This window comes from Streptomyces sp. NPDC056347, assembly GCF_042262625.1.
Classification (GTDB): Bacteria; Actinomycetota; Actinomycetes; order Streptomycetales; family Streptomycetaceae; genus Streptomyces.
Genome location: NZ_JBHJQP010000190.1, coordinates 1 through 15029, shown reverse-complemented (window position 1 = coordinate 15029; position 15029 = coordinate 1). Strand labels below are relative to the sequence as shown.

The window sequence follows — 15029 nt, the reverse complement described above, 5'->3', positions numbered from 1 at the left end:
GACTGGTGGGGGCCGGCGCGTTTGTGCTCGGGCCCCCTCCGCGTTTCGGCTCAGGTCGGGTTGACGCCGTGGTCGCGCAGCCACGGCAGCGGGTTCACCGCGGCGCCGCCGCCGGGCCGGACCTCGAAGTGCAGGTGCGGACCGGTCGAGTTACCGGTGTCGCCCGAGTACGCGATGACGTCACCGGCCTTGACCGGGCCCGAGCGGATCCGGGTGCTGCTGAGGTGGCAGTACCAGGTCTCCGTGCCGTCGGCCATGGTCACGATCGCCATGATGCCGTATGCGCTGTTCAGCTGGGTGCGCACGGTGCCGTCCGTCGCGGCCATCACGGGCGTGCCCTCCAGCACCGGGAAGTCGATGCCGGTGTGCACGGACATCCAGTTGACGCCCGCCTGGCCGAAGTACGCGCTGAGTCCGTGCTGCTTCACGGGGAGCACGAACTTGGGGCGCATGGCCTCCTTGCGGGCGGCCTCCTCCTCGCGCTTCTTCTTCTCGGCGGCCTGCCGCTCGCGCAGGTCGATGCGCTCCTGGGTGCGGCTGGCGCGGTCGGCGAAGTTCTCCGCGTCGGCGCTCAGGTTGGCGAGCTGGGTGTCCAGCTTGTTGTTGGCCTCGGCGGGCTTGACGGAGTCGGCCGCCGCCAGTGCCGTGGTCTCGTCCTTCTTGTCCTCGCCGCCGAGCCCGCCGACGGAGGCCGCGGCGATCCCGGCCACGCTCATCACGCAGGCGGAGGGGATGGCGACGGTCAGCAGCGCGGAACGCTTCGCGGGCGTACGGCGCCGGCTGCGGCCACCGCCACGGGTGGCCGGGCGGCTGGGGGAGCGGCGCGGACCGGACGCGAGCTCGGCGCCCTCCGGCTCGGGCGCGCCGTCCGGACCGTCGGTCAGGTAGGGCTCGTACGAGGCGGCCCGGGCGGCGTGCGTCTCGTGCTCCGCGTAGTCGTCGTGCTCCGCGTAGTCGCCGTGTGCGCCGTCCGCCTCGTGCGCCTCGTGCGGGAGCCGTGCGGTCTCCATCGTCTGCGTCAGCTGCTGATCGAACGCGGGCTCGAACGCGGGCTCGGGCGCGGCGCCATTGCTCCAGGCGGTGGCGTCGTAGGCGCCGGTGTCGTACGCGGCCGTGCTGTTCATCGCCGCGTCGTTCATGGCCCAGTGGCCGTCCGTGGACCAGCTGCCGGTGTCCCACTGGCCGGTGCTCTCCGGGGAGCCGCCCTGGGCCGGGATGCCGGGGAAGACGGCGGTGGAGGCCGTGTCCGTGCCGTAGTCGGCGGCCGTCCCGTAGGCCGTGGCCCCGTAGGCCGGTCCTGTCGTGTACTGCGGCTCGGCGTAGTGCTGCTGTTCGGGCTGCGCGGCGTACGGGGCGTAGGCGTCGTACGACGTCGTCGGGTGCGCCCCGGTGTCCCACTGGGTGGTGTCGTAGGAGCCGCTGTACCCGTCGGTGTGGCCGACGCCGTAGCCGTTGCCGTATGTACCGTCGTGGGCGCCCGAGTACGAGCCGAAGAGCGGGTCGCCGTGGAAACCGCCGGCCGTTCCGCTGTCGTATCCGGCGTACCCGGCGTCGGGGTGCTGGTCGTTCACCAACTTCTCTCTCGCCTCGGCAGCAGGACCTGTGCTCTGGGGTCCGGTGGGGGAAACCCAGGGGGAGCAGTGGCCGCGACTGTACCCGGCGGTACCTGACGCCGACAATCTTCGACGGGTGCCGACAGCTCAGGAAACGGGCAATCGGCCGTCTTTCGGCGGCCTGTGCACAGACCCTTGGCCTTATGTTCGAAACCCGTTCTATTTGTGGGGTCACGCTCGGTCGCCGAACGCGGTGAGGTGCCGCCGGACGCGGTGAGGTGCCGCCGGGTGTGGTGAGGTTCCGTCGGGTGTGCTGAGGGGCGGCGGGGTGTTGCTGAGGGTGGTGAGGTGTCGTGCGGTGACGCTGGGTGCCGTGGGGCCGTTGTCGGGCCGTGGGGTCACGCCGCTCCCGCGTCCGGGATGGTTCCGGCGGCCGGATCGCCGGATTCCAGGGCCTGGCGGATCGCGGCGGCCACGGTCGGGTGCACCAGGAGCGCGAGGTGGCCGATGCCGGTGACGCGTACGTTCTCCGCGTCCAGGTCCGGGTGGTCGATGCGGGCGGCCTCGGCGGGGACGATCACCCGGTCCAGCTCGCTCCAGAAGCTCACGAAGCGGGTGCGGCAGCCGGGCGCGGGCAGGCGCAGCTCCTCGATCGGCGCGGATCCGGTGCGCATCTGCCGCACGATGGGGTGGGCGCTCGCCAGCGGGGCGACGGCGGTGCCCCCGTGCGGGGTGCCGAGCGTGACGAGGGTGCGGACCCGCTGGTCACCGCCCAGTCGCTGGACGTAGTAGCGGGCGATCAGGCCGCCGAGGCTGTGCCCGACGATGTCGATCTCCCGGTGTCCGGTGCGGGCGCAGATCTCCTCGACGTGCCGCCCGAGCAGCTCGGCCGCGGTCCGGATGTCGCAGGTCAGCGGTGAGTAGTTGAGCGATTCCACATGGCGTCGGCCGCGCTGGGCGAGGGAACGGCGCAGCAGGACGAAGACGGAGCGGTTGTCGATGAAGCCGTGCAGCAGGACGACCGGCGGATGGTCGCCGCCCCCGGCGGGCGGGGCGGGGGAGGGGGCGGGGGTGGCGGCTTCGGCGGGGAAGGTGCTGCCGGGTACGGCGGGGACGGCGGACGGTCCGGCGGGGCCCGGCACGCTCTGCCGCTCGCCGGTGATGCCGGTGGGGTAGAGGAGCACGTGCGCGGTGAGGACCACCAGCTCCAGGGCGGTGGCCTTCAGCAGTGCGGCGGACGGTCCGGTCGGGTGCGGCCCCGGGCCGAGCGGCGGGGGGAGCGGCAGCGGCGGAAGAAAAGGCAGGACCCTCATGACCGACCTCCTGCTTCGACGGGCGGGGGAGGCGGCTGTGCGGTCACCGGTGCGCGGTACGGACGGACCGGCGGACCGGGCCGGCCGTACCACCGCGCCGTGCGGCTGACGGCACGGTGGTACGGGCGACCTCGTCGCGGCTCCCCTGGCGGTCGGTCCCGCGCGGCAGGTGTACCGCGTACAGACGGGAACGGCGCCCGGTGAACATGTCCCACTGTGTGATTTCCCCCTCCCCGCCCTCCGCGAAACGACGGCTTGCGGGATGCTGTAGATAACGTTCGTTCACATCCCCGGCCCTTCAGGCGCGGGAGAGGCATGTGGAGGCAGTGATGGGTGTGACCGGTCCGATCCGTGTTGTGGTGGCGAAGCCGGGGCTGGACGGCCATGATCGCGGCGCCAAGGTGATCGCGAGGGCGCTGCGCGACGCGGGCATGGAGGTCATCTACACCGGGCTGCACCAGACGCCCGAGCAGATCGTGGACACCGCGATCCAGGAGGACGCCGACGCGATCGGCCTCTCGATCCTCTCCGGCGCGCACAACACGCTCTTCGTCAAGGTGATCGAGCTGCTGAAGGAACGCGAGGCGGAGGACATCAAGGTCTTCGGCGGAGGCATCATCCCGGAGGACGACATCACTCCGCTGAAGGAGCAGGGCGTCGCGGAGATCTTCACGCCGGGAGCCACGACGACGGCGATCGTCGAGTGGATCAACGCGAACATCCGCCACCACTCGGAGGCCTGACTCCGACCGGACCGGACCGAACCGGGCCGGAGCCTGTTCGGGCGGGTCCGGTTCGGGCCTGTTCGGCCGGGCCGGGGCCTGTTCGGGCCCCTTGCCCAGGCCGCTTTCCGGGCTTTTTCCTGAGCCTCTTTTCCCGGGCCCGTCCGGGACGGTCCTGGCGGGCCGCGTCCGGTCCGTCCGGGAGCTGCCGGGTGGGGTCCGGGTGGGGCCGGTCCGGGCCGGGCGGTGCCGGGGTCAGGGCGGGGTCAGCTCCGCAGCCATCTCGGCGCGCAGCCGCAGCGTGGAGACGAGCCGCTGGAAGGCCTCGGACCAGTAGCCGTTCGCGCCCGGCGAGGCGTCCTCCGGCTCGTCGGGCGTGGTCGTGAGGACCTCCAGGCGGTCCGCCTCCGCCGGGTTCAGGCACCGCTCGGCCAGGCCCATCACGCCGCTGAAGCTCCACGGATAGCTGCCCGCGTCCCGGGCGATGTCCAGGGCGTCCACGACCGAGCGGCCCAGCGGCCCGGCCCAGGGGGTCGGGCAGACACCCAGGAGCTGGAAGGCCTCCGACAGCCCGTGCGCGGCGATGAACCCGGCCACCCAGCCGGCCCGCTCGGCCGCGGGCAGTATGCCGAGGAGCTTCGAGCGCTCGGCCAGCGACGCCGTACCGGGGCCGTTCGACGGCGGGGCGGACGGTGCGCCGAGCAGCGCGCGGGCCCACTCGGCGTCCCGCTGCCGCACCGCCGCCCGGCACCATGCCGCGTGCAGCTCCTCGCCCCAGCCGTCCGCGACCGGGAGGGCGACGATCTCCCGGGCGGTGCGGTGGCCGAACCGTGCGGGCCAGGTGGCGAGCGGGGCCGCCTCGACGAGCTGGCCCAGCCACCACGACCGTTCCCCCCGCCCGGACGGCGGCACCGCGACCACGCCGTCGCGCTCCATCGCGCCGTCGCACTCGTGCGGTGCCTCCACGGCCACCGACGGCTCGTCGCCGGTGCGGTCCGGGCTCACGCAGGACAGCGCCCGGGACGCCATCCGGGCGGCGAACGCCGACTCCGGCAGGGCGGAGAGCAGCTCGGCGGCGGTCGAGCGGACGTTGCGACTGCGGTCGGAGAGGGCCTGTTCGAGGAAGGGCTCGTCCGCCGGGGAGAGCCCGGTGCGCAGCGAATCGAGGAACATCAGCCGGTCCTCGGCCCGCTCGGTGGTCCAGGTGGTGGCGAGCAGGGCCGGCGCACCGGCGGGGTCGTGTGCCCGGACGGCCGCCAGCAGCGCCACCCGCTCCGCGAACAGGCCCTCCTCCCACAGCCGCGCGACCGCCTCGGAATCCGCCGAGGGACGGTGCGGTGTGCCGGCGGACGAGCCGCGCAGGGCGAAACGCCACTCGGGGTTCAGTCCGGCCAGCCACAGCCCGCGCGGCCCGGCGAAGGCCAGTGCCTGGGGCCGCAGGTCGGTCCGGGCCCTGGCCGCGTCGAGCAGGGCGGGCAGCAGCTCGGCCGGGGCCCGGAACCCCCGCCGGTTGGCGATGGCCAGCCACTGCGGGATCAGCTCCGTGAGATCCGGGGCCGTCCCGCGCCGTCCGCCCGGGCCGCCCGGGGCCGCCCGGTCCGCCAGCAGCTGGGCGAGCCTGCGCCGCGCGGCCGGGGGCGGCGCGGGCCGGGGGTCGGCGGGCGCCGGATCGGGCCGGGCGGCGGGAGCGGCGGGCAGCAGCCCCGCCCGGCGCCGTACGGTGTGGACCGCCGCCTCGTCGAGCAGTCCGGCGGCCCCGCCGCCTCCGGTGGCGGGGCGGCGGTCGGTGCCGAGGAGCGCCGTGCTGACGAGCTCCTCCCACGGCGTGGATGCGATGGTGCCGGGCATGTGATCCCCTTCTCGTCGACTGGTCGCGGCTCGTCCCGTCCGCTGGTCGTCCCGTCCTCCCGGCAGCGTCAGACGAGCGCCACCGTCCCGCTCGTGGCGTCGTCACCGGCGTCGGCGGGCCAGGCCGCGTAGGGCTCGAAGCCTCGGTGGCCGCACTCGCCGAAGACCGTGACCGGGGAGCCGCCGGAGAGTGCGGCGAGCTTCCACAGACCCGGCCGTGACAGGGCGGCCGGGGCCACGGGCAGCGCCGCCCCGCCCGCCGCGTCCAGCAGCTGCCAGCCGTCCCCGGACGGCGCGGGTACGACCTCGCGCAGCGTCACCGGCCAGGCGTCCAGCCAGGGGTCCTCCCGCAGGGCCTCGCCGTACGCGGCGACCGCCTCGGTCACCGTGGAGCCCGGCGGGGGCGTGCCGCCCGGCTCCGCCGCCCCGGCCTGTCCCTCCAGCGCCGCCCGCAGCCGGCCGGTGCCCGGGTGGAACGTCAGCTCGGCGTCGATCGTGCCGCCCACCGGCAGGGCCAGGCCGGGGGAGCGCCCGGCCGCCCCGAAGGAGAGCAGCAGCGTCGTGCGGCCCGTCCGTCTTCCGTGGAGCCAGATGCGGCGCGTGACGATCCTGCCGTCCGGAGTGTCGTACTGGGCGAGGACCAGCCAGTCGTCGCGGACCGGCGGCCCCTCGGCAGGAGGTGTCAGCCCCACCCTCGTACGGACCGTGGCGGCCAGCGGGCCGGGCAGCCGGTCGATGCCCAGCCAGGCGCTGTCCAGCAGATGCAGCAGGGCGCACTCCTCCAGCAGCCGCACCGGCCAGTCCGGGCCGGAGGCCGGGACGGCGCCCAGCTCCCGCACCCGGGCCGCGAGCCCCGGGGCCTGGGCGTCGACCATGCGGGCCGCCGTCTCCTCCCAGAACGCGTGGCCCGGCTGACCGGCCGCCGCCAGGCCTCCGCGCAGCAGATCGGCCAGCCGCTCCTCCAGCTCCAGGGCACCGCCGGTGATCCGCTCGGCGCGGCGCTCGGCCCGCCGTCCGGCAGCCTCCGGATCGGCCGGGCCCGCGGCCCGGGCGCCGCCCGCCGCGAGTCGTTCCGCCGTCGAGGGCCCTCCCGCCGCCCGCTCGCGACGCCCCGTCAGCCACTCGCCCGCCCAGTCCGGCACCGCGCACTCGGGCAGCGCCGACACGTCCGACACCCACACCAGCAGCAGGCCCAGCGCGTGCTTGCACGGAGACTTCCGGCTCGGGCAACTGCACCGGTACGCGGGGCCGGTGGTGTCGACCACCGTCCGGTACGGCGTGCTTCCGCTTCCCCCGCACAGCCCCCACACCGCCCCCGCGGCGTCGCGGCCGCCGCCCGACCAGGGGCCGGCCGCACCCAGTTCCGACCCCGCCCTGCGCGACGCGTCGTCAGGAGCGAGGGCCAGTACCTGCTCCACCGTCCAGCGCGCGACCGGGCCATCGGTGCGCGCGGGTTCTCCCCCGTGAGATAGCAGCATGGCAACGACCGTAGAACGCCCCACTGACAATCACGCTGACCTGCTGATTCGCCGTCACGCACGCCTCTTGACTTTACCTCTCCTTTGCGATTCTCTGCGGACAGTCGGACTCATCGATCCGGGGGGATCAGCCACATGAACCACACCGTTCGCACCACTCGCAGTGTTCGCACCGCGGCCCGTTCTGCCGCCTGCGCTGCCGCCGTCCTCGGACTCGGTCTGGGGCTCACCGCCTGCTCCGGCACCGCCGAGAAGGCGGACAAGGCGGTCGACAGGACGGTCGACGAGGCCGTGGACGCGGTGGTGGACGAGAAGTACGAGGTCACCTACGAGGTCACCGGCTCGGGCGTCGACGAGATCCAGTTCCACGTCGACGGCGGCAAGGCCATGGACCCGAAGATCGAGAAGGTCGAATCGCCCACGCTGCCCTGGCGGAAGACCGTCACCCTGCGCGGGATCACGCCGCCCGGCGTCACCCCGATCGTCCTCGACGCGGACGGGGCCGAGGTCACCTGCTCGATCACGTACAAGGGCGAGGTGATCAAGGAGGCGAAGGGGAAGGGCATGCTCGCCGCGGGCGGCTGCGTGGCCGTGTCGCCGGCGGTCGGCTGACCGTACGCCGACGGTCGCCGGGTCGGTCGGCCCCGGGCCTCGGGTGGGGGTCTCGGGCGGGGGTACTCGCGCCGGGGATCCGGGGCGGGGCCCCGGCCGGGGCCGATTGTCAGTGCCGTGGTGCACGGTGGGAAGCGCATCGGGTCGACCGACCCGGAGGGGGGATCCACGACCGTGTCCGAAACCACTGCCACCGTCGGCACACAGGCTCTCCGTCCGCATGCCGAGGACGCCTTCGCCGACGAGCTGAAGGCCCTCGCCGCGGCCGACGACCGCCCGCGCCCCGCCCGTTGGCGGCTCTCCCCGTGGGCCGTCGCCACCTATCTGCTCGGCGGCACACTGCCCGACGGCACCGTGATCACACCCAAGTACGTGGGCCCGCGCCGCCTCGTCGAGGTCGCCGTCACCACCCTCGCCACCGACCGGGCCCTGCTGCTCCTCGGTGTCCCCGGCACGGCCAAGACCTGGGTGTCGGAGCACCTGGCCGCCGCCGTCAGCGGAGACTCGACTCTCCTCGTCCAGGGCACCGCGGGCACCCCCGAGGAGGCCGTCCGCTACGGGTGGAACTACGCCCGGCTCCTCGCGCACGGCCCCAGCCGCGAGGCCCTGGTGCCCAGCCCGCTGATGCGTGCCATGTCCGAGGGCATGACCGCGCGCGTCGAGGAGCTGACCCGCATCCCCGCCGACGTGCAGGACTCGCTCATCACGATCCTGTCCGAGAAGACGCTCCCCGTCCCCGAACTGGGCCAGGAGGTCCAGGCGGTCCGCGGATTCAATGTCATCGCCACCGCCAACGACCGCGACCGCGGGGTCAACGAGCTGTCCAGCGCGCTGCGCCGCCGCTTCAACACCGTCGTGCTCCCGCTGCCCGCCACACCGGACGCCGAGGTCGACATCGTGTCCCGCCGGGTCGACCAGATAGGCCGCTCGCTCGACCTCCCGGCCGCACCCGACGGCGCGGCCGAGATCCGCCGCGTCGTCACGGTCTTCCGCGAACTGCGCGACGGCGTCACCACGGACGGCCGCACCAGACTCAAGTCCCCCTCCGGCACGCTGTCCACGGCCGAGGCCATCTCCGTCGTCACCAACGGCCTCGCCCTCGCCACGCACTTCGGGGACGGGGTGCTGCGCCCCGGGGACGTGGCGGCGGGCATCCTCGGCGCGGTCGTCCGCGACCCGGCGGCCGACCGCGTGGTCTGGCAGGAGTATCTGGAGACGGTGGTCCGGGAACGGGACGGGTGGAAGGACTTCTACCGCGCCTGCCGCGAGGTCTCCGCATGACCGGGGCGGAGCGGCCCCCGGGGCCACTGCTGCTGGGGGTGCGGCACCACGGACCCGGCTCCGCCCGGGCCGTCCGGGCGGCGCTGGACGCCGCGCGCCCGCGTGCCGTGCTGATCGAAGGCCCCCCGGAGGCCGACGCGCTGCTGCCGCTGGCCGCCGACGAGCGGATGCGGCCGCCGATCGCGCTGCTCGCCCATGTCGTCGACGACCCGGGGCAGGCGGCGTTCTGGCCGATGGCCGCGTTCTCGCCCGAATGGGTCGCCCTGCGCTGGGCCCTGGAGCACGGTGCCGAGGTCCGGTTCGTCGACCTTCCGGCGGCGCACTCCCTGGCCATGACGCGGGACGAGGCCCGCGCGGCCGACACCGGCACGGCCCGGGCCGGGGCCGGTACGGAGGACGGCACCGGGGACCCGGCCACGCGCGCCCCGGTCGACCCGATCGGGGTGCTCGCCGCGACGGCGGGCTACGACGACCCGGAGCGCTGGTGGGAGGATGCCGTCGAGCACCGCACCGAGGGCCGCGAAGCCGCCGACGCCCGGGCCCCGTTCACGGTGCTCGCCGAGGCGATGGGCGCGCTGCGCGAGGCGTACGGGGACGGCGGCCACCCCCGCGACGCCGTACGCGAAGCACACATGCGCATCCAACTCCGCAAGGCCGTCAAGGAGTTCGGTGAGGACGTCGCGGTGGTCTGCGGCGCCTGGCACGTCCCCGCGCTCGCCGCGCGGACCACGCTCACCGCCGACCGCGCCCTACTCAGGGGCCTGCCCAAGGCCAGGGCCGAGCTGACCTGGGTGCCCTGGTCGCACCGTCGGCTCGCCCGCCGGAGCGGCTACGGGGCGGGCGTCGACGCGCCCGGCTGGTACGGCCACCTCTTCGAGGCCCCGGACCGCCCGGTCGAGCGGTGGATGACGAAGGTCGCCGGACTCCTTCGCGACGAAGACCGGTTCGTCTCGTCCGCCCATGTCATCGAGGCCGTCCGGCTCGCCGCGACCCTGGCCGCGCTGCGCGGCCGTCCGCTCGCCGGGCTGAGCGAGACGACCGACGCCGTCCGGGCCGTGATGTGCGACGGCTCCGACATCCCGCTCGCGCTCGTCCAGGACCGGCTGGTCGTCGGAGAGACCCTCGGCGAGGTCCCGGACGACGCCCCCGTCGTCCCCCTCCAGCGCGACCTGACCCGCCGGCAGCGCGCGCTGCGGCTCAAACCGGAGGCGCCGGAGCGGGAGCTGGAGCTCGACCTGCGCAAGGACAACGACGCGGCCCGCAGCCGACTGCTCCACCGCCTCCGCGTCCTCGGCGTCGGCTGGGGCGAGCCCACCGCAGGCCGGGCGAGCACCGGCACCTTCCGGGAGAGCTGGCGGCTGCGCTGGGAGCCCGAGCTGTACGTACAGGTCGCGGAGGCGGGCACCTGGGGCACCACCGTGCTCTCGGCCGCGACCGCGAGAGCGGAGTCCCTGGCCGCCTCGGCGACCGCGCTCGCGGAGATCACCGAGCTGGCCGAGCAGTGCCTGCTCGCCGGGCTGCCCGACGCGCTGCCCGGCGTGATGCGGGCCCTCGCCGACCGCGCCGCGCTCGACGCCGACGTCGGCCGCCTCGCCGAGGCCCTGCCCGCCCTCGCCCGCACCCTGCGCTACGGCGACGTGCGGTCCACGGACACCGCGGCACTCGGCGAGGTCGCGGCCGGGCTCGCCGAGCGGATCTGCGTCGGGCTGCCCCCGGCCTGCACCGGGCTCGACGCCGAGGGCGCCGACACCATGCGCGGCCGCGTCGACGGCGTGCACACCGCGATCGGCCTGCTCAGCGGCACCGCCCCCCTCCCCGCCTCCGCCCACGCGGAGGCGGCCGCGGGCGGGCTGCGCGAGCGCTGGACGGCCGTACTGCACCGGCTCGCCGCCCGGGACACGGTCGCCGGGGTCGTCCGGGGCCGCGCCACCCGCCTGCTGCTCGACGAGGGGCGGCTCCCGGAGGACGACGCGGCCCGGCTGATGGGCCTCGCCCTCTCGCCCGGCACACCCCCGGCCGACGCCGCGGCGTGGATCGAGGGCTTCGTAGGCGGGGCGGCGGGCGGCGGCATGCTGCTCGTCCACGACGAGCGGCTGCTCGGCCTGATCGACGCCTGGCTCACCGGCGTGCCCGCCGACCTCTTCGACGATGTGCTGCCCCTGCTGCGGCGCACCTTCTCCGCGTACGAGCCGGGCGTCCGGCGCACCCTGGGCGAGCTGGTGCGGCGCGGCCCGTCCGCCTCGGGGCCCGGGGGAGCGGCGGGCGCCGGGGCGACCGTGCCCGGATTCGGGCCGGGCCTGGACACGGCCAGGGCGGACGCGGCCGAGGAGGTGCTGCTCCTGCTGCTCGGAGCCCGTGCCGGTGCACACACCGGCAGCACCGGCACGCACACCGACCGCACCGGCACGCATACCGACCGCACCGACACCGGCACGCACACCGACACCGGCACCGAGGAACCGCTGGGGGCGACGGCATGACGACGACCACGCGCACGACCGGCACCACCACCACCGAAACCGGCACCGCACCGCGCACCGCACCGCGCACCACCCCAACGGGCCCGGCTGCCCCGACCGCCCCAACCGCCCCACCCGGCCCGGCCGGCGACGAGCGGCTGCGCCGCTGGCGGCTGGTCCTGGGCGGGGACAGTGCCGAGAGCACCGGCCGCGCCCTCACCGGCCGCGACGCCGCGATGGACGCCGCGCTGAGCGCGCTCTACGGCGACGGGGGCCGGCCCGGCCCCCGGGGCAGGGCCGGCCGCTCGGCCGGGCTCGGTGCCTCGGCCCCCTCCGTCGCCCGCTGGCTCGGCGACATCCGTACGTACTTCCCCACCTCCGTGGTCCAGGTCATGCAGCGCGACGCGATCGACCGGCTCGGCCTGGCCACGCTGCTCCTGGAGCCGGAGATGCTGGAGGCCGTCGAGGCCGACGTCCACCTCGTGGGCACGCTGCTCTCGCTCGGCAAGGCCATGCCCGAGACGACGAAGGAGACCGCGAGAGCGGTCGTGCGCAAGGTCGTCGAGGACCTGGAGAAGCGGCTCGCCTCCCGCACCCGGGCCACGCTCACCGGCGCGCTCGACCGTTCGGCCAGGACCGACCGGCCCCGTCACCGCGACATCGACTGGGACCGCACCATCCGGGCCAACCTCAGGAACTACCTCCCCGAGCACGGCACCGTCGTACCCGAACGGCTCATCGGCCACGGGCGGGCCGCCCGGTCCGTGGCGAAGGACGTCATTCTCTGCGTCGACCAGTCGGGGTCGATGGCCGCCTCGGTGGTCCACGCCTCCGTCTTCGGTGCCGTGCTCGCCTCCATGCGCACCCTGCGGACCAGGCTCGTCGTCTTCGACACGGCGGTCGTCGACCTCACCGACCAGCTCGACGACCCCGTCGACGTCCTCTTCGGCACCCGGCTCGGCGGCGGCACCGACATCAACCGCGCGCTGGCCTACTGCCAGTCGAGGATCACCCGCCCGGCCGACACCGTGGTCGTGCTGATCAGCGATCTCTACGAGGGCGGGATACGTGACGAGATGGTGAAGCGGGTCGCCGCGATGAAGGCCTCCGGCGTGCAGTTCGTCACCCTGCTGGCGCTCTCCGACGAAGGAGTGCCCGCCTACGACCGCGACCACGCGGCGGCGCTCGGCGCCCTCGGCACACCGGCCTTCGCCTGCACCCCGGACCTCTTCCCCGAGGTGATGGCGGCCGCCATCGAGAAGCGGCCGCTCCCCGTACCGGACAAGGCGACCGGCCCCTGACCGCGGCCCGCCCGGCGCGGGCCCCGCCCCGCACGGCCCCGGACCGCCCGGCGGCCCCCGGACGCGGCGGGGGTCTGTGACCGTAATCACCGCTCAGCCGCTATCTGTGATTTAGGGTCCTGCGGGCCTCGGGGATAACCTGCGAGATGGACATGCCGCGTACCGGGTTCACCGTGTGCGCCTTCCTGGTGACAGAGCAGTCACGTTTGCCCCTCGCGGCACGCCCACGCAGAAAACCAACCGCGAGACCATTGATAAAGGGACGGACGCGCGTGGACCTGTTCGAGTACCAGGCGAGGGACCTCTTCGCCAAGCACGGTGTACCGGTGCTGGCCGGTGAAGTCATCGACACGCCTGAGGCGGCCCGCGAGGCGACCGAGCGGCTGGGCGGCAAGTCGGTCGTCAAGGCACAGGTGAAGGTCGGCGGCCGCGGCAAGGCCGGTGGCGTCAAGCTGGCCGCCACCCCCGACGAGGCGGTCGCCCGCGCGACCGACATCCTCGGCATGGACATCAAGGGCCACACGGTCCACAAGGTGATGATCGCCGAGACCGCGCCGGAGATCCTCGAGGAGTACTACGTCTCGTACCTCCTCGACCGGACCAACCGCACCTTCCTGGCCATGGCCTCGGTGCAGGGCGGCATGGACATCGAGGAGGTCGCGGAGAAGACCCCCGAGGCCCTCGCGAAGGTCCCGGTCAACGCCGTAGAGGGCGTCACGATCGAGAAGGCCCGCGAGATCGTCGCCCAGGCGAAGTTCCCGGCCGAGGTCGCCGAGAAGGTCGCCGAGGTCATGGTGACGCTGTGGGACACCTTCGTCGCCGAGGACGCGCTCCTCGTCGAGGTGAACCCGCTCGCCAAGGTCGCCTCCGGTGACATCCTCGCGCTGGACGGCAAGGTCTCGCTCGACGAGAACGCCGACTTCCGCCAGCCCGAGCACGAGGCCCTCGAGGACAAGGCCGCGGCCAACCCGCTCGAGGCCGCCGCCAAGGCCAAGAACCTCAACTACGTCAAGCTCGACGGCGAGGTCGGCATCATCGGCAACGGCGCCGGTCTGGTCATGTCGACCCTGGACGTCGTCGCGTACGCCGGTGAGAACCACGGCAACGTGAAGCCCGCCAACTTCCTCGACATCGGTGGCGGTGCCTCCGCCGAGGTCATGGCGAACGGCCTGGAGATCATCCTCGGCGACCCGGACGTCAAGTCCGTCTTCGTCAACGTCTTCGGTGGCATCACCGCGTGCGACGAGGTCGCCAACGGCATCGTGCAGGCGCTGGAGCTCCTCAAGTCCAAGGGCGAGGACGTCACCAAGCCGCTGGTCGTGCGCCTCGACGGCAACAACGCGGAGCTGGGTCGCAAGATCCTCTCCGACGCCAACCACCCGCTCGTTCAGCGCGTGGACACCATGGACGGCGCGGCCGACAAGGCCGCCGAGCTCGCCGCGGCCGCGAAGTAAGGGACGAGGACTCCAACACCATGGCTATCTTCCTCACCAAGGACAGCAAGGTCATCGTCCAGGGGATGACCGGCGCCACCGGTATGAAGCACACCAAGCTCATGCTCGGTGACGGCACCAACATCGTCGGCGGCGTGAACCCGCGCAAGGCCGGCACCTCCGTCGACTTCGACGGCACCGAGGTCCCCGTCTTCGGGACCGTCGCCGAGGCGATGGAGAAGACCGGCGCGGACGTGTCCGTCCTCTTCGTGCCGCCGGCCTTCGCCAAGTCCGCCGTCATCGAGGCGATCGACGCCGAGATCCCCCTCGCGGTCGTCATCACCGAGGGCATCGCCGTCCACGACTCGGCCGCCTTCTGGGCGTACGCCACGTCGAAGGGCAACAAGACCCGGATCATCGGTCCGAACTGCCCCGGCCTGATCACCCCCGGCCAGTCCAACGCCGGCATCATCCCGGGCGACATCACCAAGCCCGGCCGCATCGGTCTCGTGTCCAAGTCCGGCACGCTGACCTACCAGATGATGTACGAGCTCCGTGACATCGGCTTCTCGTCCGCCGTCGGCATCGGTGGCGACCCGGTCATCGGCACGACGCACATCGACGCCCTCGCGGCGTTCGAGGCCGACCCCGAGACCGACCTGATCGTGATGATCGGCGAGATCGGCGGCGACGCCGAGGAGCGTGCGGCCGACTTCATCAAGGCCAACGTCACCAAGCCGGTCGTCGGTTACGTCGCGGGCTTCACCGCCCCCGAGGGCAAGACCATGGGCCACGCGGGCGCCATCGTCTCCGGCTCCTCCGGCACCGCCCAGGCGAAGAAGGAGGCCCTCGAGGCCGCCGGCGTGAAGGTCGGCAAGACGCCGACCGAGACCGCCAAGCTCGCTCGCGAGATCCTCGGCGCCTGATCGCGTCCGAACACGCCTGATCGCCTCTGATCGCTCCGGCGAGCAGTCGCGGCGGCACCGCACAGACGGCGCGGGCCCGCACCCCTCGATTCGAAGGGGTGCG

General features: G+C 73.9%; 11 protein-coding genes. 7 read left to right on the top strand and 4 right to left on the bottom strand.

What is annotated here, in order from left to right:
- Nucleotides 1-50: 50 nt before the first annotated feature.
- The gene (locus ACFCV8_RS30945) at nucleotides 51-1571 is read right to left on the bottom strand and encodes a M23 family metallopeptidase (RefSeq protein WP_376688801.1); all 1521 of its coding nucleotides are present in this window, start codon (nucleotides 1569-1571) and stop codon (nucleotides 51-53) included.
- 380 nt (nucleotides 1572-1951) lie between these two features.
- Nucleotides 1952-2866 (bottom strand): esterase/lipase family protein, encoded by a 915-nt coding sequence (locus ACFCV8_RS30940; RefSeq protein ID WP_376688800.1) that lies wholly within the window; start codon nucleotides 2864-2866, stop codon nucleotides 1952-1954.
- Nucleotides 2867-3195: 329 nt separating this feature from the next.
- Here ACFCV8_RS30940 and ACFCV8_RS30935 point away from each other — a divergent pair, with 329 nt between their 5' ends.
- Nucleotides 3196-3609 carry a cobalamin B12-binding domain-containing protein gene (locus ACFCV8_RS30935; protein ID WP_376688799.1) on the top strand — a complete coding sequence of 138 codons (414 nt, stop codon included), beginning with the start codon at nucleotides 3196-3198 and terminating at the stop codon, nucleotides 3607-3609.
- Between the two features lie 234 nt (nucleotides 3610-3843).
- Here the strand turns inward: ACFCV8_RS30935 and ACFCV8_RS30930 are convergent, their stop codons facing one another.
- On the bottom strand, nucleotides 3844-5436 hold the full coding sequence (locus ACFCV8_RS30930) for a DUF5691 domain-containing protein (protein ID WP_376688798.1): 1593 nt from the start codon (nucleotides 5434-5436) through the stop codon (nucleotides 3844-3846).
- Between the two features lie 68 nt (nucleotides 5437-5504).
- Nucleotides 5505-6914, bottom strand: coding sequence for an SWIM zinc finger family protein (locus ACFCV8_RS30925; protein ID WP_376688797.1), 1410 nt, complete (start codon nucleotides 6912-6914; stop codon nucleotides 5505-5507).
- A gap of 135 nt (nucleotides 6915-7049) precedes the next feature.
- Between ACFCV8_RS30925 and ACFCV8_RS30920 the strand changes: the two genes are divergently transcribed.
- The 6 genes from ACFCV8_RS30920 (at nucleotide 7050) to sucD (ending at nucleotide 14926) form a co-directional block, all read left to right on the top strand.
- Complete coding sequence (locus ACFCV8_RS30920; RefSeq protein ID WP_376688796.1) at nucleotides 7050-7526, top strand: MmpS family transport accessory protein; 477 nt, start codon at nucleotides 7050-7052, stop codon at nucleotides 7524-7526.
- A gap of 174 nt (nucleotides 7527-7700) precedes the next feature.
- On the top strand, nucleotides 7701-8807 hold the full coding sequence (locus tag ACFCV8_RS30915; protein ID WP_376688795.1) for an AAA family ATPase: 1107 nt from the start codon (nucleotides 7701-7703) through the stop codon (nucleotides 8805-8807).
- Nucleotides 8804-11287 (top strand): DUF5682 family protein, encoded by a 2484-nt coding sequence (locus tag ACFCV8_RS30910; RefSeq protein WP_376688794.1) that lies wholly within the window; start codon nucleotides 8804-8806, stop codon nucleotides 11285-11287. Before ACFCV8_RS30915 ends, ACFCV8_RS30910 begins: the two co-directional genes overlap by 4 nt.
- Nucleotides 11284-12567, top strand: a complete 1284-nt coding sequence (locus ACFCV8_RS30905; protein ID WP_376688793.1) for a VWA domain-containing protein — start codon at nucleotides 11284-11286, stop codon at nucleotides 12565-12567. The genes ACFCV8_RS30910 and ACFCV8_RS30905 overlap by 4 nt, the downstream gene beginning before the upstream one ends.
- Nucleotides 12568-12839: 272 nt before the next feature.
- Nucleotides 12840-14021: an ADP-forming succinate--CoA ligase subunit beta gene (gene sucC / locus ACFCV8_RS30900; RefSeq protein ID WP_376688792.1), complete on the top strand. Its 1182-nt coding sequence runs from the start codon at nucleotides 12840-12842 to the stop codon at nucleotides 14019-14021.
- A 20-nt stretch (nucleotides 14022-14041) separates the two neighbouring features.
- The gene (sucD, locus tag ACFCV8_RS30895; RefSeq protein WP_376688791.1) at nucleotides 14042-14926 is read left to right on the top strand and encodes a succinate--CoA ligase subunit alpha; all 885 of its coding nucleotides are present in this window, start codon (nucleotides 14042-14044) and stop codon (nucleotides 14924-14926) included.
- Nucleotides 14927-15029: the final 103 nt, after the last annotated feature.